Below are 21,066 nucleotides of genomic sequence, written 5' to 3' on the forward strand. Positions count from 1 at the left end.
TCAGGCCCCCTTCGCGTCGATCGCGGCCTGAAGGGACTCCCGGTACCCCTCGCTGGTCACCGTCGCCCCCGACACCGCATCGATCCGCGCGCTCTGCGCCTGCAACGTCCACGCGATCAACTTCGGCACCGCCGCCGTCGTCTGCGGATGATCCGGCTGCTGAAGCATCCGCACCGACGCGATCGCATCACCCTCGAACGTCACCTCGACCTGCACCGGACCCTTGTCCGTCCGCACGACCGAGCCGTCGACCGTCCGGGAGGCGGTGGAGGGTGAGGCGGACGCCGAGGCGAGAGTCTCGGCATGGGCGTCGATCGCGGCCTGAAGGGACTCCCGGTACCCCTCGCTGGTCACCGTCGCCCCCGACACCGCATCGATCCGCGCGCTCTGCGCCTGCAACGTCCACGCGATCAACTTCGGCACCGCCGCCGTCGTCTGCGGATGATCCGGCTGCTGAAGCATCCGCACCGACGCGATCGCATCACCCTCGAACGTCACCTCGACCTGCACCGGACCCTTGTCCGTCCGCACGACCGAGCCCCTGACGGCCGTGCTGCCCGAGGGGGCGGAGGAGGACGGTGAGGGGGGCGCGGCGGGGGCCGCGGCCTCAGGGGTGGGGGTGCCGAGGGACGGCTCGTAGCGCCAGACGGGGATCAGGCCCACGACGCTCAGGACCAGGACAGGTATTGCTCGCTTCACGGTGTCTTCCGTCCCTCTCAGCCGGCCAGGCCGAAGCGCTCGAAGTGGATCTGCCGCTTGGGCACGCCCAGCTCGCGCAGGCTGCCGATCACGGCGTTCATCATGGACGGCGGTCCGCACAGGAACACGTCCCGGTCGGCGATGTCCGGCACCAGCCGCGCCAGATCGGCCGGCGCCAGCCGGTCCGGGACCGCCGGTCCGGTCACCAGGTGCAGCTCGGCACCCTTGGCGTGGGCGAGCTCCGTCAGCTCGCCGTACAGGACCGCGTCCCGGTCCGAGCCCACCCGGTAGATCACGACGGCATGGCCGTGCAGCTCCTCCAGCAACGCCCGGATCGGTGTGACACCGACGCCCCCGGCGATGAGCACGGCCTCCGGACGGGTCCGGTGCAGCGCGGTGAAGGCGCCGTAGGGGCCCTCGGCGAAGACCCGCGTGCCGGCCTGCACATGCCTGATTCCCGCCGAACCGGCACCGGCCGCCTTGACGGTGAGCCGCAGCCGGTCACCGTCGGGCGCCGCCGACAGGGAGAAGGGGTTGGCCTGCCACCAGCGGTCCTTGGTCAGGAACCGCCACAGGAAGAACTGACCGGCCCGCGCCGGGAGCTTGTCCAGATCGCGGCCCGTGACGTAGACCGAGACCACGTCGTCGGACTCGGGGACGACCGCCGAGACGCGCAGCCGGTGGCGGCGGTTGCGTCGGAGCGGGAGGACGACACGGCCGGCGAACACCGCGCCGAGGGCGGCACCCCACACCCCGTACCAGTACGCCGTGGCGGCGGAGGACGAGGTGAAGGACGTGCCGACCGCGACCTGGTGGGTGAAGGCCAGGACCACCGCGACGTAGGTGTAGAGGTGGATGAAGTGCCAGGTCTCGTAGGCCAGCCTGCGCCGTGCGAACCGGGCGGAGACGACGCCGATCACCATGATGATCCCCAGCGCGACGACGGCGCGCAGCACGCCCTCGACCGTCTCGGCGAGGTCGATCAGCTGGTTCACCGGGTCCAGGGAGGAGGACTCGGCGTAGCCGAAGGTGATGAACACGGCGTGCGCGAGCAGGGCCCACAGGACGCCGAAGCCGGTCCAGCGGTGCCAGGAGGTCAGCCGGTCCATGCCGATCCGGTGGTCCAGCCAGGGCAGCCGGGCCACCAGCAGCAGCTGGAACGCCATGAGCAGCGCGCCGAACAGGCCGGTGAGTCGGCCGAGCACGATGAGCGTGTTGGAGGCGAAGCCGGCCGTGGTGAAGAGGTAGAGGACCACGGCCACGTTCGCGGCCAGCACGGCGTACAGGCCCGTGCGGGCGACCACCCTGGGGCGTATCGCCGTGGGGGGCGCGGGGGGCGATGGGACGGTCGTCGTCACGGGCGACAGCTCCTTGATCTCGGCTGGATTACCGAGCTTGTCCGCAGCGGGCTGTCGAAAAGCTGTCGTACTTCTTTCAACTGGTTATCGATGTGGTCGCGGTCCCCTCCCCGCCACCGAGGAAGGGCGGCGGGTGCCGCACCATGAACGGGTGGAGAAAGTACGCCTTCTGGTCGTGGACGACGACCCGCCCATCGCCGACCTCGTCGCGACGGTCGCCCGCTACGAGGGCTGGGAGGCGGTCACCGCGAACTCCGGCGAGGAGGCGCTGCGGCTGGCCGCCGAGTTCCGTCCGGACATCGTGGTGCTGGACCTGATGCTGCCCGACGTGGACGGCTTCGGGGTCCTGGACCGGCTGCGCCGTGCCGGGACGATGGTGCCGGTGGTGTTCCTGACCGCTCGCGACGGGGTCGCCGACCGGGTGGCCGGGCTGACCCGGGGCGGCGACGACTATCTGGTCAAGCCGTTCGCGGTGGAGGAGCTGATGGCGCGGCTGCGGACCGTGCTGCGCCGCGCGGCGGGCCCCGGTTTCCAGCGCTCGGTGCTGCGGGTGGCGGACCTGATGATGGACGAGGACACCCGCGAGGTCCGGCGCGGCGAGCGGCTGCTCACCCTGACGCCGACCGAGTACGAGGTGCTGCGCTATCTGATGCGCAGGTCGCCGACCGTGCTGACCAAGGCGCAGATCCTCGACCATGTGTGGGAGTACGGCTTCGGCGGTCGCTCGAACGTGGTCGAGCTGGTCGTCAGCCGGCTGCGCCGCAAACTCGACGAGCCCGACGACGGCCGGGCGCCGCTGATCCACACCGTGCGCGGCTTCGGGTATGTGATCCGGCAGGCGGCCGAGTGATCGGGCGGCTGCGGCGGGCGTATCGCGGTATGCGGCTCGGGACCCGGCTGGCGCTGGGTCTCGGCGTGCTGTCACTGACGGTGTTCGCGGTCGTCGGGACGGCCCTGACGACGTACATGCGCGACTATCTGTCGGCCCAGCTCGACACCCAGCTCGCGCAGGGCCAGCTCGCCCAGTCCAAGTCCATCGCGGACTACGGCACGCTCACCGGCAAGAAGTACTACAGCTGGTATTACGCCGTCTACGACGTGTCGGGCGGCGAGGCGGTGCTGCGCAGCCCGGAGGACCCCGGCGATCTGCCCGCCGACGTCGGTGACTTCACCGCCCTGGCCCGCGCCCAGGCCGCCGCGCACCAGGAGGTCCTGCGCACCGAGCACCTCAAGGGCAAGGGCGAGTACCGGCTGCGTGCCTGCGAGGTGGAGCCCGGTGTGGTGCTGGTGAGCGCGGCGCCCATGGCGGACATCGAGGACACCGTCGGTCAGCTGATCACGATCCAGGCCGTGACCTTCGGGCTCGCGCTGCTGGCCCTCGTGGTGTGCGGGCGGGGGATGCTGCGGCGCGGACTGAAGCCGCTCAGCGACATGGCGCACACGGCCCGGGACATCACCTCGCACGATCTGACGGACTCGGGGCGGCTGCCGGTGCGGCACGACGCGCGCGGCGGCGGGCCGGAGGTGGAGGAGCTGCGGACCGCGTTCAACACCATGCTGGAGCACATCGACGACTCCCTCGTGGTGCGCGCGGAGGCCGAGCAGCGGCTGCGCCGGTTCGTGGCGGACGCCTCGCACGAGTTGCGGACGCCTTTGATGTCGGTGCGCGGTTACGCGGATCTGTTCCAGTACGCGGCGGCCAACGCTCCCGAGGAACGCGACCGGCATCTGGCACGGTTGCGCGCCGAGGCCGCCCGGATGGGCTTCCTCCTCGACGATCTGCTGCTGCTCGCCCGCCTGGACGCGGCGGAGGTCGAGACACCGCTGCGCCTTCAGGAGGCGGACCTGGTGGAGCTGGCCGAGCAGGCCGCGCACGCCTTCCGGGTCACCCATGTCGGCCACCCGTTGACGGTGGTTCCCGGCCCCGCCTCCCTGACGTTGCGCCTGGATCCGCAGCGCGTCCGCCAGGTGCTGGACAACCTGCTGACCAACGCGGCGATGCACACACCGGCCGGGACACCGGTGTCCCTGGCGGTGTCGACGGCGAACGGGGTGGCGCGGGTCCGGGTCGCCGACGCCGGTCCCGGTATCCCGCCCGCCGACCGGGAACGGGTCTTCGACCGCTTCTACCGGGTCGACAAGGCGCGCAGCCGCGACCGGGGCGGCAGCGGCCTCGGCCTCGCGGTCGCCCAGTCGCTGATCCAGGCGCACGGCGGCCTGATCGAGGTGGCCGGTGAGCCCGGGGCGACGGTGTTCACGGTGTCGATCCCGGCGGCGGCGGTGGTGGACAACGAACCCGGAGAGGATAAGGTTAGGCTTACCTAAGTAGAAAGGTCGCCATGTCTGCTGCCCCGTGCCCTGAGCCGACGCCCGCCGAGCGTGCCCGCTCGGTGCTCTCGGCGGCCGGCTCCCTGACCCTCACCACACACGGCCACCGCGTCGAGCTGATCGGCCTGCACACCGTCGACGCCGCCGCCCGGCTGCTGATCCAGAACCCGCCCGACGCCCACCTCGCCGCCGAACTGGCCATGGCGCCGCACGGCGACCTGACCGCCCTGGTGGAGTGCACCGACATCGCCCCCGTCTCGGTACGGGAGCGGGTGCGCGCCCGGCTGACGCTGGGTGGCCGGCTCACCGCCCTCGGCCCCAAGGCGCTGGTGTTCCACCCGGCGCGGGCCGTGCTCACCGAAGGCGACACCGCCATCACCATCGGCCTCGACGAACTCACCCTGGCCGCCCCCGACCCGCTGGCCACCCACGAGGCGGAGATGCTGGCCCGGCTGGACGCGGCGCACAGCCACACCGTCGCCCCGCTCGCCCGGCTCCTCCCGGCCCGGCATCAGCTCGGCGCGAGCGAGGTACGGCCCCTGCGGCTCGACAGGCACGGCCTGGTGCTGCGAGTGGAGACACCGGGCTCACGGGCCGACGTCCGGCTGCCGTTCGGTACCGCGGCCACCCACCCCGGCGATGCGGTGCGCCAGATCCACGCCCTGCTCGCCGAGGCCACGTCCCGCCCGCGCCACCGGCGCCTGCCGACCACGTCATAGGCCCCCCGGCCCGACGCCGCTGCCGGCCGCCGGACGCTCGGTCGTCTCCACGAGGGAGATCGTGAACGGATGCCGGGGCGCCGTCAGGATCTGGTGCGCCGGGCCCTGTTCGACCAGTCCCCCCGCGTCCAGCACGGCGATGCGGTGCGCCGGGCGCGCGGCGTCCAGGTCGTGGGTGATGAGGACCAGGGACAGGTCGTCCCCCGCACCGACCCGGCCCGCGAGGACGTCCAGGATGCCGCGCCGGGTCACCGCGTCCAGGCCCGAGGTGACCTCGTCGCAGATCAGCACGAGGAGAGGGACGGCCGGCACGGCGAGGCCGAGCGCGCAACGACGGTGCCTCATGCGGTCGCCCCCGCGCGGGGCGTGAACTGGTACGCCACCAGGTCCGCCACGAGGTTGAGCAGAACCGTCCGGGGGCGGCTGGGCGGCCCGAGTGACCTCGGCGCTGGTGGGGCGGGATGCAGGTGCCGGGCCGCCCCTTCGGCCCCGTCACCCCGGCCACCCGGGTCGACCCGCCGGGCCCCGCCCGGTCGCGCGATACTGGCCGCATGCGCGCACCGCGGGGCGTGGGATGCTTCGTCGCCGGCCTTGGGCTGGTGGCCGTCCTCGGCTGTACCGGGGGCGGCGGCGAGGGCGCCGCGCGTACCGGCACCCCGGTCGGGTCGGCCGCCCCCGCCGGCAGCGAACCACCCGCCACGACGGCCGCCCCTCCCACCCCGGCCGACCCGGTCTCCCTCCCGGCCCTGATGCAGCGCGAGCACCGGGGCTCCGACCTGCGGCTCGGGGCCGTGCGGGTGCGCACCGACGCCTACACCCAGTACGCCGTCACCTATCGGTCGGGCGGACTGAAGGTCTCGGGGATCATGAACGTCCCCCGGGGCGAGGGCCCCTTCCCGGCGCTGGTCCTCGCCCACGGCTACATCGATCCGGACGTCTATGTCACCGGCCAGGGCATGCCCCGGGAGCAGGACCTGCTGGCCCGCAGGGGCTATGTCGTCCTGCACACCGACTACCGCAATCACGCCGGCTCCGACGACGACCCGGACAACGACGTGAATCTGCGACTCGGTTACACCGAGGACGTCATCGCCGCCGCCCACGCCCTGCGCTCCGCCGCCCGCCCCGACGTCGACGACGAGCGGATCGGCCTGCTCGGGCGGTCGATGGGCGGCGGGGTCGTCTACAACACGCTGGTCGTGGCTCCCGGTCTGTTCGACGCCGCCGTCGTCTTCGCGCCGGTCAGCTCGCGCCCGCAGGAGAACATCGACCACTTCCAGCGGCCGGAGAATGATCCGCTCGTCGACGAGATCGAGGCCGCGCACGGCACACCCGAGGAGAACCCGGAGTTCTGGCGGCAGGTCTCCCCGGTCACCTACGTGGACCGGGTCACCGAGCCCCTGCTGGTCCATCACGGCACCGCCGACGACACCTGCCCCTTGGCCTGGTCGAAGCGGACCGTCGCCGCGTTCGAGGCGGCGGGCAAGGACGTGGAGCTGCGGACGTATCCCGGTGAGGGTCACACCTTCGGGCCGCAATGGCCGGAGTCGATGGACGTGACTACGGCGTTCTTCGCCCGCCACCTGCGCCGATGACGCCCGTGTGACGCACAACGCACGGCGGATCCCCAACTTTTTGCCTGCGGCGCTGATTGTTTCGCTCGCTCCGTACGTACTGCCTGGTGACCGAGTCATTCACGTCAGGAGGCACGATGCCCATCTCGCGCCGCATGGTAGGCACCGTCTTCGTCGGAGGGGCCCTCGTCGTCACCCTCTCTGCTCTCGCCTACCCAGCCATGCTCGGCGTGGAGACCACGTCAACCTCGCAGGACCGCGTCATCGCCAACACCCAGTACGGCCCCCTGACCGAGGCCGACCGGGACTTCGTGGTCAAGGTCCGCGCCGCAGGTCTGTGGGAACACCCGCTGGGCATGATGGCGATGGAACGAGGCACGACCCCGGAGATGAAGGAAGCCGGCCAGCACCTGGTCGTCGGACACGCCCGGCTCGACCTCGCCTGCCGCAAGCTCGCGTCCGAGCTGAACATCACGCTCCCCAACCAGGCCAGCCCGCAGCAGCAGCAGTTCGTGGCGACCGTGGACTCCAAGACCGGCAAGGAGTTCGACGCCACCGGTGTCGCCATCATGCGTGTGACACACGGGCAGATCTTCCCGGCCATCGCGAAGATCCGCGGCACCACGCAGAACACCCTGGTCCGTCAGCTGGCGGACCTGGCCAACGACACCGTGCTCGACCACATGACGATCCTGGAGAAGACCGGGATGGTGAACTTCGACGCGAACAACTTCCAGCAGACCTCGCCGCCGAAGCTCCCCAAGGAACAGCTCACGCCGCCGGCGCCCCAGCCGGGCGCACCCGTGCTCACGCTCGCCATCCCCAAGGGCCTGGAGGACCTGAACACCGCGTCCCCGACGGCCCTGCCGAGCGCCGACGTCAAGTAGCGCTGAGCTGCGGCAGCGGACCGCGGTCGATCGTGAGGCCCGCCCGGCCGGACCCGGGTGGGAGGTGGGTGCCGCAGCCCGTGGTGGGTGCCTCAGCCCGTCTTCCATCCCCAGGGCGTGTCCATCCGCTCCCACTCGGCGGCCCACTGCTCCAGGCGCCGGCGCTCCATACCCAGCCGCACCGTCCAGGTGCAGCCCAGCACCACACCGGCGGCGCCGGCCGCGGCCAGGACGCCTCCGGCGATCGAGTGCAGCCGTATCTCGGCCTCGGACAGCGGCTCGTTGACGATGGCGCCGCGACGGTCGGTCCACACGTCGACCTTGCTGCCCGCCTGCGTCTTGGGCGACACACGGGCCTCGTCGGTACGGGTGCGGCCGTCGGCGTCGGTCCAGCGGACGGTCGCCCACACCATGTGGTCGGTGGCGACCCGGGAGGCTCCCGGGTCCTCCGCGTCCTTCACCAGGACCGCCGTCACCCGACGGCTCTCGGCCCGTTGCTGCTCGGCGGAGGCCACGACCGCGTCCGCCGCGAGCATCCCTCCGAACACGGCGCCGACCAGCGCCAGCAGCCAGCCGCACAGCACGACCCAGCCTTCGATGACGTCACTGCGCCGCCTCAGCGGGCTGCGCCGCCACCGCCACAGCCGCACTCTGGTGCACTGAGTCGCAGCCATGCCGACACCCCCTTGAGCACCGACAGCACCCCTCCAGTGTGCGCCCACCTGCCCCCACCTCGCAGCTTCCACCGCGGGCCCCGGCTCCCGGCGGAAATCCGGTCGAGGGCCGGCGCCCCGGGCGTGGCCCCGGGCACGTCGCTCGCTCGCCGACCCCGCTTCGGCTCGCGGACACCGCCGTGTCATGCCGGGCGGGCACGTTGCCGTCGTCCCCCGTCGCCCCGCCCTCCAGGCCCTCCCGCGTCCGCGCGGATGGGACGCGAAAGGACGACCGCGCCGTGTCCTCGCTCCCGCTCGGCGATCGCCCCGGATCGCTCCCCGCTCGTGCTCGCCCCACCCTCCCCGCCGTCGCCCCGCTCCCCGCCCCGCGTTCCCGCTTCTTCCCGGCCCGCCTCACGCGCCTTGCGCTGACCCTGCTCCCGCTTCTGCTGATCGGGGCATGGGCGGCGGCCGACCTGCACACCTTCCGGGACGGTGTGAACCGGCTCGCCACGGCCGACCCCTGGTGGCTGCTCGCCGGTCTGTTCTTCACCTGCATGGGCTGGGTGGCCGCCGCCGCCGTCCGCCAAGGTGCCCTGCCGGAACGGCTGCCGCCTGGTCTGCTGCTGGCCTCGCAGTTCGCGGCCGGCGCGGCCAACCACGTGCTGCCGGCGGGCATCGGCGCGCACGCCGTCACCCTGCGCTTCCTGCAAGGCCGAGGCATCCCGGCAGACCGGGCCGCCGCGTCACTGGCCCTGTACTCACTGGTAAAGCCGGTCGCGAAGACGCTGGTGCTGCTCGGATTCCTCGTGGCCCTCCCCGAACTGCTGCACCTCGCCCAACTCGTCCCGGACCGGGGGACGTTGCTCCTGATCGCCACCGCTGTCACGGCCCTCCTCGCCACGGCGGGCGTCGTCGCGGCGACCGTACGCCCGCTGCGCCGCCCCCTCGCCCGCTTCGTCCGCGCCGCCCTCACCGACGCCCTTGTCCTGCACACCCGCCCCGGCCGCGTTCTCGCGCTGTGGGGCGGGGCCGCCGCCACCCCGCTGCTCCAGGCGAGCGTGATCGCCTCGGTCGGTTTCGCGCTGGGCCTGCCGCTGTCGTGGACGCAGGTGGTGCTCGCGTTCCTGCTGGCCGGCACCGCGGCGGGCGCCGTGCCCGCACCGGGCGGCATCGGTCCGGTGGACGCGGCGCTGGTCTTCACGATGACGACGTTCGGCGCACCGATCGACATCGCCGCGGCCACCGTCATCGGCTACCGCGTCCTGACGGTCTGGGTGCCGCTGCTGCCGGGCGCGCTGGTGCTGTCGATCCTGGTCCAGCGGAAGATCCTCTGAGTCAACGCCCCCGGACCCGGAGCATTCTCCCGGCGCCCGAACACCCCACCCCCCAATTGAATAGACGCAACGTCTGGTCTAGTCTAGATTCGAGATTAGACGCAACGTCCAGTCTCGTCTTGGGCCTGCTCTGCCTTGCCTTGCCTTGCCTTGCCTTGCCCTGTTCAGCTCGTGAGAGGCCACAGTCATGGAGAACCCGACTGCCCGCACCGTCGACCCACCCAGCCCGCCCGACGAGCCCCGACACGTGAAACGCGGCGGCCTTGCCGTTCTCGGCGTGGCCTTCGCCTTCTGGATCACCATGGCCGGCACCACGGTTCCGACGCCCCTCTACCCGCTCTACGGCGAGGAGTTCGGCTTCACGCCGTTCACCGTGACCGTGGTCTTCGCCGTCTACGCGCTCGGTGTCGTCGTGGGCCTGCTGGTCTTCGGACGGCTCTCGGACCAGGTGGGACGCCGTCCGGTCCTGATCGCGGCCACATTGCTGTCGGTCGGAGCAGCCGCCGTCTTCCTGCTCGCCCAGAGCGTCGCGGCCATGCTCGTCGCCCGGGTCGTCTCGGGGTTCTCGGCGGCCCTGGTGACGGGCGCCGCCACCGCGGCCCTCGCCGAACGCCTCGGGCCCGACTCCCGCGCGAAACCCGCCACCGTCGCACTGTTCGCGAACATGGGCGGCCTGGCCGGCGGCACCCTGCTGGCCGGCATCCTGGCCGATGTCGCCCCGTCCCCGCTGCGCACGCCCTGGGTCGTCGTGCTCGCCCTGGCCGCCCTCGGCACGCTCGGCGTCATGGTGACCGGGGAGAGCTCGGCCCACCGGTCCGGCTTCACGCTCCGGGTGCAGCCGCTGCATGTGCCGGGCGAGATCCGCTCGGACTTCCTGCGCTCGGCCATGGCCGCGGGCTCCGGCTTCGCGGTGCTCGGCGTGCTGACCGCCGTGACCGGCCTGTTCCTTGGCACCGTCCGGCACGAGACCAGCCATGCGCTGACCGGATTCGTCGTCTTCACCGCGTTCGCCTGCACGGCCTTCGGTCAGCTCCTGGTCCGGGTCCTCAAGCCCGCCGCCGCCCTGCCCGCGTCCTGCGTGGGACTGATCGTCGCCGCCGGCCTGATCGCCACCTCCATGGCGACCGGCGGCCTGATACCGCTGCTGGTCGGCGCCGCCCTCGACGGGCTGGCCACAGCGCTCGCCGTGGGCCACGGCGTCGGCACCATCACCACGCGCAGCGCCCCCCTGCACCGGGGCGCGTCGGTGTCGACCTTCTTCGCCGTCCTGTACTCGATGCTCGCGGTGCCCGCGATCGGTGTGGGCGTCCTCATCCGCGAGACGGGTCTGCGTCCCGCCGGTGAGATCTTCAGCGCGCTGGTCGCAGCGCTGTGCCTCGGTGTCCTGCTCAGCCTGGTGCGCACGCGCGGGAAAGCAGCCTGACGCCGGTCTCCGCGGCCCGGTTCGCGGCGGATGCCCTGTGCCAGAATCGCTGCTGTCGCACGACTCGAAAGGTTGACGGGACCATCAGCGCCACGCGAAATCCACGACCCGCCGGTGACCGGGCCGCGGTCATCAGCCGAACCGGCCCACGCCGCAGCGAGAGCGTCCGGCTGGCGGTGCTCAACGCCGCGGACGATCTGCTCGTCGAGCGGGGTTTCGCCGGTCTGACCATCGAGGGCATCGCGCAGCGCGCGGGCGTCGCCAAGCAGACGATCTACCGCTGGTGGAAGTCGAAGGTCGACATCCTCCTGGACACCCTCGCCGACGACGCCCGCGAGGCCCTTCGCTGGCGCACGGACGACTCCGTGAGCGCCGAGGAGAATCTCGCCGCCCACCTGCGGCGGGTCGCCGACTTCTTCGAGGAGCCGGCCGGCCGGGTGCTTCAGGCCCTGCTCGGCCACGCTCAGTTGGAGAGCGACACGGCGACCGCGCTGCGGGAGGGCTTCCTGCGGGAGCAGCGCGAGCGCGACCGGGCCGGTCTGCGCGACCTTCTCGCGGGCGAGCCCGGCCGCACCGTCGACGACCGGGCTCTCGACCGGCTCGTGGACCTGCTGCTCGGGCCGCTGTACCACCGGGTGCTCGTGTTCGGTGAGCCCGTCGACAGGACGCTGCTGGACGCCACGGCACGACTGGTGCTCACGATGGCCCGCGAGTCGGCCGTCAAGACCTCCCGAGCACCCTTCGCAGGCTCCTGAACGACACCGGCGAGAGCCACCGCCATCAGGCGCCCGCTACTCCTGCGCGACCCGCACGACCGCCACGGTGATGTTGTCGGGCCCGCCCGCCTCGATGGCCGCTTTCCACAGCTCGAAGGCCGCCCGGCCGTCGTCGTGCTCCTGGAGGATCTCCTCCAGCACGTCCGTCGTCACCGGATCCGTCAGTCCGTCCGAGCAGATGAGATACCGCTCGCCGGGCGCCATGACCTCGGCCCGCACATGGGGCGTGACGGCCCGATGGGTGAGCGAGCCGCCCAGGCACTGGGTGACGAGAGAGGTCGTCTGCCCGGCGGGGTGCGGCGGGCTGTCGTCGACGCTGACCTGGCGCAGCCCCTCGTCGGAGGCCACGAAGACCTGGCTGTCGCCCACGTTGAACACCAGCAGCGAGTCGGGCTGCACGACGACACCCGCGACCGTCGTCCCCATGCCGGCCAGCTCGCCTCCCCGGTCGCCGCCCGCCGCCTGGAAGACGGCGCGGTTGCAGACGTTCAGGGCGTCGCGGACGGCGACCTCACTGCTCAGGGCCGGGCCGAGGGAGGCGATCCGGCGGGCGACGAGCGCACTGGCCACATCGCCGCCGGGATGCCCGCCGAGCCCGTCGGCGACGGCCACGACGAGAGGCGTGCCGAGCGGGAAGATCAGGGTCTGCGGATTCTCGGTGACGGTCGCGCACAGCGTCCACGGCCCGACGGCGAGACTGTCCTCGTTCCGTTCGCGCAGCAGCCCGGGATGGCTGATCGCACTCACAGCGACGTACGGCATGCAGCGACACCGCCTTCCCGCACCGGGCGCCTGGCCGGGCCGGATCTTTCCTACGAGTCTAGGAACAGCGGCATCCGGCGTGCCAGCGCGGCAGCCCTTCCCGCCTGCCCCTGTCCGGTGTCAGCCCTCGTCCGGTGTCAGGCGCAGCGAGATGCTGTTGATGCAGTACCGCTGATCGGTCGGGGTCGGATATCCCTCGCCCTCGAAGACATGCCCGAGGTGCGACCCGCACCGGGCGCATCGCACCTCGGTGCGCACCATCCCGTGCGAGCGGTCCTCGATCAGCTCGACCGCGTCGGTGTCCTTCGGGTCGTAGAAGGACGGCCAGCCGCAGTGCGACGCGAACTTCGTGGCGGAGGTGAACAGTTCGGCGCCGCAGGCCCGGCAGGAGTAGACGCCCGCCGTCTTGGTGTCGGTGTACTCACCGGTGAAGGCGGGCTCGGTGCCGGCCTGGCGCAGAACGGCGTACTCGGCCGGGGTCAGCTCCGCGCGCCACTGCTCGTCCGGCTTTTCGACGTCGTACGACATGAGTCCTTGCCCCTCACTTCGACAGGCGGTCCAGGATGAGCGGGCCGAGGTCCGTGACGTCGCCCGCGCCCATGGTGAGAACGAGATCACCGGGCTTCGCCATTCCCGCGGCCAGCGCGGGGGCTTCGCTCTTGTCGGCGACGGCCGTCACCGCGGCACCGGCGGCCCGGGCGGCGTCGATGATCAGCTCGCTGGTCACGCCGGGGATCGGGTCCTCGCGGGCCGGGTAGATGTCCAGGACCAGCGAGGCGTCCGCCAGGGCCAGGGCCTCGCCCATCTCCTTGCCGAGCTCCTGGGTGCGGGAGAACAGGTGGGGCTGGTAGACGACCAGGATCCGGGCGTCCCCGGCGGCGGCGCGCATGGCCTCCAGGTCGGCCGTCATCTCGGTCGGGTGGTGGGCGTAGGAGTCGATGACCTGGACGCCCGCGACCTCGCCCTTCAGCTGGAGTCGCCGTTTCACACCGGTGTACGCGGCGAGCGCCGGGGCCAGTTCGGCGGCCGGGACGCCGAGCGCGGCGCCCGCCGCGAGGGCGGCGACCGCGTTGAGGGCGTAGTGGCGGCCGGGGACCGAGACGGTGAAGGTGAGTTCCGCACCGTCCAGGAGGACGGTGACCTCGCTCTTGAGTCCCTGCGGTACGACGGACAGGACGCGTACGTCGGCGTCCGCCGCGGCGCCGTAGGTCACGACCCGCACCTTGCGGTCCGCGACCAGCCGGGTCAGCTCCCGAGCGCCGTCCTGGTCGGCCGAGATGACCAGGGTGCCGCCCTCGGTGATGCGGTCGGCGAACGTCACGAAGGACTCGTAGATCTCGTCCATCGAGGCGTAGTTGGCGTGGTGGTCGAGCTCGACGTTCAGGACGATGGCGACGTCGGGCGCGTACTTGTGGAAGCTGCGGTCCGATTCGTCCGCCTCGGCGACGAAGATGTCGCCGTCGCCGTGCAGGGCGTTCGAGCCGGGGGCGTCCAGGTCGCCGCCGATGGCGTACGACGGCTTCAGGCCCAGCTCGGACAGGGAGACGGCCAGCATGGACGTCGTGGTGGTCTTGCCGTGCGTACCGGCGACGGCGATCGGGCGCAGCCCCTGCATCAGCGCGGCGAGGGCGTCGGAGCGGTGCACCACCGGGATGCCCAGCTCGGCGGCGCGGGCGAGCTCGGGGTTGTCCTGGCGGATCGCCGACGACACCACGACACAGCTGGCGTCGTCGGCGAGGTGCTCGGCGGTGTGCCCGATGTGCACGGTCGCGCCGAGCGCCCGCAGGGCGTCGGCGGTCGCGGACTCCTTGACGTCGCTGCCGGCCACGTCGGCCCCGCGCTGCGCCAGAATCTTCGCGATCCCCGACATCCCGGCCCCACCGATGCCGATGAAGTGCGGTCGGTCCATGGCGGTGGGAATGCCGGGTGCCATGCGTGTTCTCCCAAGGATTGCGATACGACGGTGAGGCCCCAGCCTATGGGGTGGGGCCGCGGACCTCGCGCACCGGAGGCCGCGAACCGTGCCCCTCACGGGGCGCGGGGAACAGCGCGACAGGCCACGCACGCCCCCGCGGCGGGGAGAACCCGGCACCCCTGCTGCGGCGCTCCTGCGATGACGGCGGCCCTGCGCCGAGCAACCCCTACGCCTTGCTGTGCGAGAACAGCTTCAGTACCGGCACACCCACCTTGTGCCGAGCCCTCGAAGCCCAGTCCCGGTGGAAGAACTCCTCCACGTAGTGGGGATCGGTCAGCACGATCACCTCGTCCGCACCGATCTCGTCGACCACGGCCTTGAGCGCGTCGAGCGGATGGTCCTCCAGCAGCCGCCCCGCCGCCTGAGCCCCGGCCGTGCGCAGTGCCGTCAGCGACACCTCCAGCGCCCGCTCCCCGGTGCTCATCGCCTCCTCGCCCTCCGGGGTCTCCCCCTCCCGGACCGCCTCGTCCAGCTCGCCGAGCGCGATGTCGTCGATGGCGCGCAGCAGTCTGTCGGCCTGCTCGCCGCGCGGCTGGAGCAGCACATGGAAGGAGACCTCTTCGTCTCCGTGCAATGTGGTGACGAACTCCACGTCTGCGGACGTCAGGGCCTTCTCGATCATCAAAACGCTTGTGAACACCGGGCGCCCCTTCTGCGGAAACCATCCTGCCCCGTGCTCGCACGGGGACTGCGAGTTTTAGTGTGCCCGGCGGAAGCGAAGCGGAACGGTAGATTCCGTCGTTTCCAGGCCCACTGCACTTATAGAACCCATTTCCGAGCCGATCTCACGTGCGCCGGTACCGGCCGAACAGAAAACCTTCCTCCTCCAGCAGCGACACCAGCTCGAACCGCTTCGGGACCGCGACGGTGGGCCCGCCGGCGATGCGCTGGGCGTCACCGGCGGTGAGCATCGGGGAGGTCGTCAGACAGAGCTCGTCGAGCACCCCCGCGGCCACCAGCTGACCGAGCAGCCGGGGCCCGCCCTCGGTGAGCAGCCGGGTGTGGCCCAGCTCGGCGAGGGCCTGGACGGCGCGTACGGGGTCCACGCCGACGCCGTCACCGGCGATCACCACGCGGGCGCCGGCCTTCTCGGCGGTCGCGACCCGGTCGGGGGCCGCCGCGGCGCCGGTCAGGATCAGCGTGGGCACGGACGGCGCGGTGAAGAGCGGGAGGCCGAAGTCCAGGTCCAGGCTCGCGCTGACCACCGCGATGGCGGGCGCCGGCGTCTGTCCGGCGGCCTCCCGCGCCTCGGCGAACTCCGCACGCGCGCGGGCCGGACGGTAGCCCTCCTGGCGGACCGTTTCGGCACCGGCGATCACGACGTCCGCGAGCCCCCGCAGCGTGCCGAAGATCCGCATGTCGGCCGCGTTGGAGATGGGCTGCGAACGCCCGTCGTGCTGCGCGGCCCCGTCCAGGGTGGACACCATGTTGGCCCGCAGCCAGGGCTGCGGCCCACCGGCCCCGGGTTCCGGCCCCGGCTCGGGATAGGCGTACGCGGCGGCCAGCTCGCCAAGACTCCACTCCCGGCCGGCGGCTCCCGCCCCGTCCTCCCCGGCCGCACCGCCGGAGGTCCTCGTCGTTGTCTGGTCGGTCACAGGGAACAGGCGTCGCATGTCAAGGAGTGTGGCACGGCGATTAGCATGGTGAACCGTGTCGTCCTCCTCCGCAGCCTCCGGTGTGCACCCGATAGCCGAAGCGAGCCCGCTGTCCCTGTGCGCCCGTGAGCCGCACGTCCCCGCGGACCGGCTGGTCGCCGAGATGGTGCCGCCGCCGCGGTTCGACTCGGTCCGCTTCAGCACCTACATCCCGGACCCGAACCAGCCCAGCCAGACCGAGGCGGTCCGCGTCCTGGAGGACTTCGCCGGCGGGCTCGGCGGCGCGCATGCGAGCGGCGCCGGGAGGACGGGCAAGCGCGGTTTCCTCGGTTTCGGCCGCTCCAAGGCACCCAAGGCACCGTCCGGGCCCCGCGGCGTCTACCTCGACGGCGGCTACGGCGTCGGCAAGACCCATCTGCTCGCCTCCCTGTGGCACGCCACCCCGGCCGAGTCGTCCCTGAAGGCGTTCGGCACCTTCGTGGAACTGACGAACCTCGTCGGCGCCCTCGGTTTCCAGCAGACGGTGCAGACCCTCTCCGGTCACCGCCTGCTCTGCATCGACGAGTTCGAGCTGGACGACCCCGGCGACACCGTCCTCGTCTCCTCCCTGCTCGGCAAGCTCGTCGAGGCGGGCGTCGCGCTCGCCGCCACCTCCAACACCCTGCCCGGCAAGCTCGGCGAGGGCCGGTTCGCCGCGGCCGACTTCCTGCGGGAGATCCAGGGCCTGTCGGCCCACTTCCGCGCCCTGCGCATCGACGGCGAGGACTACCGCCACCGCGGGCTGCCCGAGGCTCCGGCGCCGTACTCCGACGAGCAGGTGACGAAAGCGGCGTACGCCACCGCGGGCGCCTCCCTCGACGACTTCCCGCACCTGCTGGACCACCTCGCGCGCGTCCACCCCAGCCGCTACGGCGCGCTGACCGACGGGCTCGAGGCGGTCTGTCTGACCGATGTGCGGCCGGTTCCCGACCAGTCGACGGCACTGCGGCTGGTGGTGCTCGCCGACCGGCTCTACGACCGTGAAGTCCCGGTCCTGGCCTCGGGTCTGCCCTTCGACAAGCTCTTCAGCGAGGAGATGCTGAAGGGCGGCTACCGCAAGAAGTACTTCCGGGCCATCTCGCGTCTCACCGCCCTGGCCCGCGACGCCAAGGGCCTCGTGTCGCGCTGACGCGCACTACCTGAAGCAACTCCCCCTGGTCAAGGGGTAGTTCACGCCACGCCACGCTCGGGTTTCAGGCTCTCTTCAGCTCGAAACGTTAAGTTAACCCTGCAAACAACTTCGCCGGGCTAATGTGTTTCTTGACCAACGGTTGACCAAGTGTTGGTGCGCACTAGAGGCGTGAACTGACTGGAGGGAGGCGTATGTTCCGAGGCGCGACGGCTCGCACAGTGGTTTCGGCACCCGCCGCCGCCCTGCTCGCCCTCCAGTTCTTCGCACCCGCCGCGTCCTTCGCATCCGCGCACACGGTCGGTCAGGTAGAGGCCAAAGCCCACTCCGGAACCAAGCTCTCCGGGAAGGCGTTGCGCGACGAGACCCGCGCGTCCCGCCACTGTGCTCCCCCGGGCCCCGGGGACCCGACCGGTCCACCGGGCACCCGCGACCGGCTGCGCCTCGCCGCCGCTGAGAGAGCAGAGAAGCCCCCCACCTCTGTCATGTAAACCCCGACGCGCCACTGCGGCGCGCCAGGAGGAGTCACCACATATGCAGCCCCTCATCGACAACGCCCGCACGTTCGGACAGCGCCCTGAGGAGTTCGCCCAGCTGGCCCAAGGGCAGTCCCCGCAGGTTCTGTTCATCACCTGCTCCGACTCCCGGGTCGTACCGGCCCTGATCACGGGCGCCCGCCCCGGCGAGCTCTTCGAGCTGCGCACCGCGGGCAACATCGTCCCGCCGTACGCCTGCGCGCACCCCACCAGCGAGGCGGCCACCATCGAGTACGCCGTGGAGGTCCTCGGCGTCCACGACATCGTGGTCTGCGGCCACTCCCACTGCGGCGCCGTCGGCGCCCTGGTGCGCGGCGACGACCTCGACGCCGTGCCGGCCGTGCGCGACTGGCTCGCGCAGGCCGATCCGCGCCCGACGGGCGCCGTCGAGGACCCCGAGGTCGCCGAAGGGGTCCAGGCGCACGTGCTGACACAGCTGCTGCGGCTGCGCTCGTACCCGTTCATCGAAAGGAAGTTGAAGGCTCGTCAACTGTCCCTGCACGCCTGGTACTACGAGGTGCACAAGGGCGCCGTGCACGTCCACAGCCCCGAGACCGACACGTTCGAGGCGCTGTGACCACCATGATGACCGCCAAGTTCCCCCATCTGCGGCAGGACTTCGCCGCCTCGCTGGTCGTCTTCCTGGTCGCGCTGCCGCTGTGCGTGGGTGTGGCCGTCGCCTCCGGAGTCCCGGCCGAGCTCGGGCTCGTCACCGGCATCGTGGGCGGCCTCGTCACCGGCATGATGCGCGGCAGCAGCCTTCAGGTCTCCGGGCCCGCCGCCGGTCTGACCGTGCTGGTCTTCGAGGCCGTCCAGGAGTTCGGGCTGCCGGTGCTCGGTGTGCTGGTGCTGGCCACCGGCCTGCTCCAGCTCCTCATGGGCGCCCTGAGGCTGGGGCGCTGGTTCCGGGCCATCTCGGTCTCCGTGGTCGAGGGCATGCTGGCCGGAATCGGCCTTGTCCTCATCGCGGGGCAGTTCTACGCGCTCGCGGACGCCAAGGCGCCCGCCTCCGGGCTGGAGAAGATAGCCGGGCTTCCCGGCGCGGTCGCCGACGCCGCCGGGAACACCTCGGCCCTGGCCTCGGTCGGTCTGGGCGCCGGCACCATCGCCGTCCTGGTGCTGTGGAAGCGGATGCCGCGCCGGGTGCGCGCCCTGCCCGGACCGCTCGCCGCGGTCGGCCTCGCGACCGCGGTGGCCGCCTTCTTCTCCCTGCCGGTCGCCACCGTCGAGGTCAAGGGGCTGCTGGGCTCCATCCAGCCGCCGTCCCTGAGCGCCTTCGGTGAGCTCGCCGACATCGGTGTGCTCACCACGATCGTCGCCTTCACGCTCATCGCGTCCGCCGAGTCGCTGTTCAGCGCCGCCGCCGTGGACCGGCTGCACGACGGGCCGCGCACCGAGTACGACAAGGAGCTGATGGCGCAAGGCGCGGGCAACACCGTCTGCGGTGCGCTCGGCGCGCTGCCGATGACCGCGGTCATCGTGCGCAGCTCCGCCAATGTCGCGGCGGGCGCGAGGACGAAGGCGTCCCGGGTCATGCACGGCGTGTGGCTGCTGCTCTTCGCCGCGCTGCTGCCGGCCACGCTGGCGCTGATCCCGATCCCCGCCCTGGCCGGCATCCTTGTCCACGCGGGCTTCAAGCTGATCCCCTTCCGCGGGATCGTGTCCCTGTGGCGGGGTCACCGGGGCGAGGCGCTGATCCTGGTCGTCACCGCCGTCTCGATCGTCGCGGTCAACATGTTCGAGGGCGTGCTGATCGGTCTGGCCCTGTCGGTCGCCAAGACCGCCTGGGAGGCCTCGCATGTGAAGCTGGAGGTCATCGACAAGGGCGCCGGCCCCATCCAGGCGTATCTGTCGGGCAACGCGACCTTCCTCAGGCTCCCGAAGATCCTCGACAGCCTGGAGAACCTGCCGCAGGACCGCCCGGTGGAGCTGGACCTGTCCGGCCTGCACCACCTGGACCACGCCTGCCGTACGGCCTTGGAGAACTGGGCCGAGCGCCACAGCGCGGTGGGCACGGAACCGGTGCGTCTCACCGAACCGGAGCAGAAGGCCGAGCAGGAGCCGGAGCGGGTCACGGCACCCTGACCGTGCCTGGTCCGGGGCCGTCCATGGCCCCGGACCAGGCACCCGGCATATCGTTACAGGAGCATACGGAACGGGCCTCTCCGCAAGGAGGTCGTCATGGTCCAGGAGCTGCTGGGCGTAGCCGCCGGCATCGGCGCGGCGGGACTGGTGTACGTCGCCGCCGCCGCGCGAGTCGTCAAGCAGTACGAGCGCGGGGTGATCCTGCGGCTCGGGCGGCTGCGGGGTGCCGTGCGGGAGCCGGGGTTCACGCTGATCGTCCCGGCCGTGGACCGGCTCCACAAGGTCAACATGCAGATCGTGACGATGCCCGTGCCCGCGCAGGAGGGCATCACCCGGGACAATGTGACCGTGCGGGTGGACGCCGTCGTGTATTTCAAGGTCGTGGATCCGTCGGCGGCGATCATCAATGTCGAGGACTACCGTTTCGCGGTCTCCCAGATGGCGCAGACGTCGCTGCGCTCGATCATCGGCAAGAGCGACCTGGACGATCTGCTTTCCGACCGCGAGAAGCTCAACCAGGGCCTGGAGCTGATGATCGACAGCCCGGCGGTGGGCTGGGGCGTGCAGATCGACCGTGTCGAGATCAAGGACGTCTCCCTGCCCGAGTCGATGAAGCGCTCCATGGCCCGGCAGGCGGAGGCCGACCGGGAGCGGCGGGCCCGGGTCATCAACGCCGACGCCGAGCTCCAGGCCTCCAAGAAGCTGGCCGAGGCCGCGCGTCAGATGGCCGACACCCCCTCCGCCCTTCAGCTGCGCCTGCTCCAGACGGTGATGGCGGTGGCGGCGGAGAAGAACTCCACGCTGGTGCTGCCGATTCCGGTGGAGCTGCTGCGGTTCCTGGAGCGGGGGGCGGAGTCGCCGTCGGACCACGCGGGCGTATCGGCTACGGGCCGCGCGGCGGTGGAGGAATCCGCCCCGGATGCCACGCGGGGTGCGGCACCGGCTTCCGCGACGGAATCCGGAGCCGAATCCCTCCCGGAGGCCGCACTGGCCCCTCTCCCGGAAGCGGCACCGGCGTCGCTCGCGGATCCCGCATCGCCGTCATCGCCGTCCCTGCCGGATTCCGTACCGGCGTCGCTCCCGGACGCGGCCCCGGACCCCATCACGGAATCGGCGACGGAATCCGCACCGGACACCCCGGGACAGCGCCTTCAGAAGTGACACACGCTACGCGCGTGGTTCACGCGGCTG

General features: G+C 71.7%; 21 protein-coding genes. 12 read left to right on the forward strand and 9 right to left on the reverse strand.

Features of this window, described 5'->3' with window-relative positions:
- Both ACHBTE_RS02925 and ACHBTE_RS02930 read right to left on the reverse strand, forming a co-directional pair.
- The gene (locus tag ACHBTE_RS02925) at positions 1 to 699 is read right to left on the reverse strand and encodes an FMN-binding protein (protein ID WP_394721704.1); all 699 of its coding nucleotides are present in this window, start codon (positions 697 to 699) and stop codon (positions 1 to 3) included.
- Between the two features lie 17 nt (positions 700 to 716).
- Positions 717 to 2,057, reverse strand: a complete 1,341-nt coding sequence (locus ACHBTE_RS02930; protein ID WP_394721705.1) for a ferric reductase-like transmembrane domain-containing protein — start codon at positions 2,055 to 2,057, stop codon at positions 717 to 719.
- 151 nt (positions 2,058 to 2,208) lie between these two features.
- Between ACHBTE_RS02930 and ACHBTE_RS02935 the strand changes: the two genes are divergently transcribed.
- Genes ACHBTE_RS02935 through ACHBTE_RS02945 form a run of 3 tightly spaced genes read left to right on the forward strand, consistent with a single transcriptional unit; the run spans position 2,209 to position 5,104 of the window.
- Positions 2,209 to 2,907, forward strand: a complete 699-nt coding sequence (locus ACHBTE_RS02935) for a response regulator transcription factor (protein ID WP_394721706.1) — start codon at positions 2,209 to 2,211, stop codon at positions 2,905 to 2,907.
- Positions 2,904 to 4,382, forward strand: coding sequence for a sensor histidine kinase (locus tag ACHBTE_RS02940; protein WP_394721707.1), 1,479 nt, complete (start codon positions 2,904 to 2,906; stop codon positions 4,380 to 4,382). Before ACHBTE_RS02935 ends, ACHBTE_RS02940 begins: the two co-directional genes overlap by 4 nt.
- Before the next feature lie 14 nt (positions 4,383 to 4,396).
- The gene (locus ACHBTE_RS02945; RefSeq protein ID WP_394721708.1) at positions 4,397 to 5,104 is read left to right on the forward strand and encodes a DUF2470 domain-containing protein; all 708 of its coding nucleotides are present in this window, start codon (positions 4,397 to 4,399) and stop codon (positions 5,102 to 5,104) included.
- Here the strand turns inward: ACHBTE_RS02945 and ACHBTE_RS02950 are convergent.
- Positions 5,099 to 5,449, reverse strand: coding sequence for a hypothetical protein (locus ACHBTE_RS02950; RefSeq protein WP_394721709.1), 351 nt, complete (start codon positions 5,447 to 5,449; stop codon positions 5,099 to 5,101). The genes ACHBTE_RS02945 and ACHBTE_RS02950 overlap by 6 nt on opposite strands.
- A gap of 206 nt (positions 5,450 to 5,655) precedes the next feature.
- Between ACHBTE_RS02950 and ACHBTE_RS02955 the strand changes: the two genes are divergently transcribed.
- Together ACHBTE_RS02955 and ACHBTE_RS02960 are read left to right on the forward strand one after the other, a co-directional pair.
- Entirely contained in the window at positions 5,656 to 6,699 is a 1,044-nt protein-coding gene (locus ACHBTE_RS02955; protein WP_394721710.1) for an alpha/beta hydrolase family protein, read from the forward strand.
- Between the two features lie 116 nt (positions 6,700 to 6,815).
- Entirely contained in the window at positions 6,816 to 7,565 is a 750-nt protein-coding gene (locus ACHBTE_RS02960) for a DUF4142 domain-containing protein (RefSeq protein WP_394721711.1), read from the forward strand.
- 92 nt (positions 7,566 to 7,657) lie between these two features.
- Here ACHBTE_RS02960 and ACHBTE_RS02965 read toward each other — a convergent pair whose 3' ends face one another.
- Complete coding sequence (locus ACHBTE_RS02965; protein WP_394721712.1) at positions 7,658 to 8,239, reverse strand: hypothetical protein; 582 nt, start codon at positions 8,237 to 8,239, stop codon at positions 7,658 to 7,660.
- A 278-nt stretch (positions 8,240 to 8,517) separates the two neighbouring features.
- On the opposite strand from ACHBTE_RS02965, the gene ACHBTE_RS02970 reads away from it, so the two are divergent.
- The 3 genes from ACHBTE_RS02970 (at position 8,518) to ACHBTE_RS02980 (ending at position 11,733) form a co-directional block, all read left to right on the forward strand.
- Positions 8,518 to 9,555, forward strand: a complete 1,038-nt coding sequence (locus ACHBTE_RS02970) for a YbhN family protein (protein ID WP_394721713.1) — start codon at positions 8,518 to 8,520, stop codon at positions 9,553 to 9,555.
- A 187-nt stretch (positions 9,556 to 9,742) separates the two neighbouring features.
- Positions 9,743 to 10,978 (forward strand): MFS transporter, encoded by a 1,236-nt coding sequence (locus ACHBTE_RS02975; protein ID WP_394721714.1) that lies wholly within the window; start codon positions 9,743 to 9,745, stop codon positions 10,976 to 10,978.
- A 176-nt stretch (positions 10,979 to 11,154) separates the two neighbouring features.
- Positions 11,155 to 11,733 (forward strand): TetR/AcrR family transcriptional regulator, encoded by a 579-nt coding sequence (locus ACHBTE_RS02980; RefSeq protein WP_394721715.1) that lies wholly within the window; start codon positions 11,155 to 11,157, stop codon positions 11,731 to 11,733.
- 36 nt (positions 11,734 to 11,769) lie between these two features.
- Here the strand turns inward: ACHBTE_RS02980 and ACHBTE_RS02985 are convergent, their stop codons facing one another.
- The 5 genes from ACHBTE_RS02985 to ACHBTE_RS03005 all read right to left on the reverse strand — a co-directional run bounded on the left by ACHBTE_RS02985 (position 11,770) and on the right by ACHBTE_RS03005 (position 16,104).
- A complete protein-coding gene (locus ACHBTE_RS02985; RefSeq protein ID WP_394721716.1) occupies positions 11,770 to 12,516 on the reverse strand; it encodes a PP2C family protein-serine/threonine phosphatase in 747 nt (248 codons plus the stop codon).
- 120 nt (positions 12,517 to 12,636) lie between these two features.
- Positions 12,637 to 13,044: a peptide-methionine (R)-S-oxide reductase MsrB gene (gene msrB, locus ACHBTE_RS02990; RefSeq protein ID WP_394721717.1), complete on the reverse strand. Its 408-nt coding sequence runs from the start codon at positions 13,042 to 13,044 to the stop codon at positions 12,637 to 12,639.
- Positions 13,045 to 13,057: 13 nt separating this feature from the next.
- Entirely contained in the window at positions 13,058 to 14,449 is a 1,392-nt protein-coding gene (gene murC / locus ACHBTE_RS02995; protein ID WP_394721718.1) for a UDP-N-acetylmuramate--L-alanine ligase, read from the reverse strand.
- A gap of 208 nt (positions 14,450 to 14,657) precedes the next feature.
- Complete coding sequence (locus ACHBTE_RS03000; protein WP_394721719.1) at positions 14,658 to 15,131, reverse strand: indole-3-glycerol phosphate synthase; 474 nt, start codon at positions 15,129 to 15,131, stop codon at positions 14,658 to 14,660.
- Between the two features lie 145 nt (positions 15,132 to 15,276).
- A complete protein-coding gene (locus tag ACHBTE_RS03005) occupies positions 15,277 to 16,104 on the reverse strand; it encodes a pyrimidine reductase family protein (protein ID WP_394721720.1) in 828 nt (275 codons plus the stop codon).
- A gap of 37 nt (positions 16,105 to 16,141) precedes the next feature.
- Between ACHBTE_RS03005 and zapE the strand changes: the two genes are divergently transcribed.
- From zapE to ACHBTE_RS03025, 4 genes are all read left to right on the forward strand, one after another.
- Positions 16,142 to 17,254 (forward strand): cell division protein ZapE, encoded by a 1,113-nt coding sequence (gene zapE, locus ACHBTE_RS03010; protein WP_394721721.1) that lies wholly within the window; start codon positions 16,142 to 16,144, stop codon positions 17,252 to 17,254.
- Between the two features lie 534 nt (positions 17,255 to 17,788).
- Positions 17,789 to 18,367: a carbonic anhydrase gene (locus ACHBTE_RS03015; protein WP_394721722.1), complete on the forward strand. Its 579-nt coding sequence runs from the start codon at positions 17,789 to 17,791 to the stop codon at positions 18,365 to 18,367.
- An 8-nt stretch (positions 18,368 to 18,375) separates the two neighbouring features.
- Positions 18,376 to 19,875, forward strand: a complete 1,500-nt coding sequence (locus tag ACHBTE_RS03020; protein WP_394721986.1) for a SulP family inorganic anion transporter — start codon at positions 18,376 to 18,378, stop codon at positions 19,873 to 19,875.
- A 96-nt stretch (positions 19,876 to 19,971) separates the two neighbouring features.
- The gene (locus tag ACHBTE_RS03025; protein WP_394721723.1) at positions 19,972 to 21,036 is read left to right on the forward strand and encodes a slipin family protein; all 1,065 of its coding nucleotides are present in this window, start codon (positions 19,972 to 19,974) and stop codon (positions 21,034 to 21,036) included.
- The last annotated feature ends 30 nt before the right edge of the window (positions 21,037 to 21,066 follow it).

Origin of the sequence: Streptomyces sp. M41, assembly GCF_043673425.1 — a bacterium.
Lineage (GTDB): Bacteria > Actinomycetota > Actinomycetes > Streptomycetales > Streptomycetaceae > Streptomyces.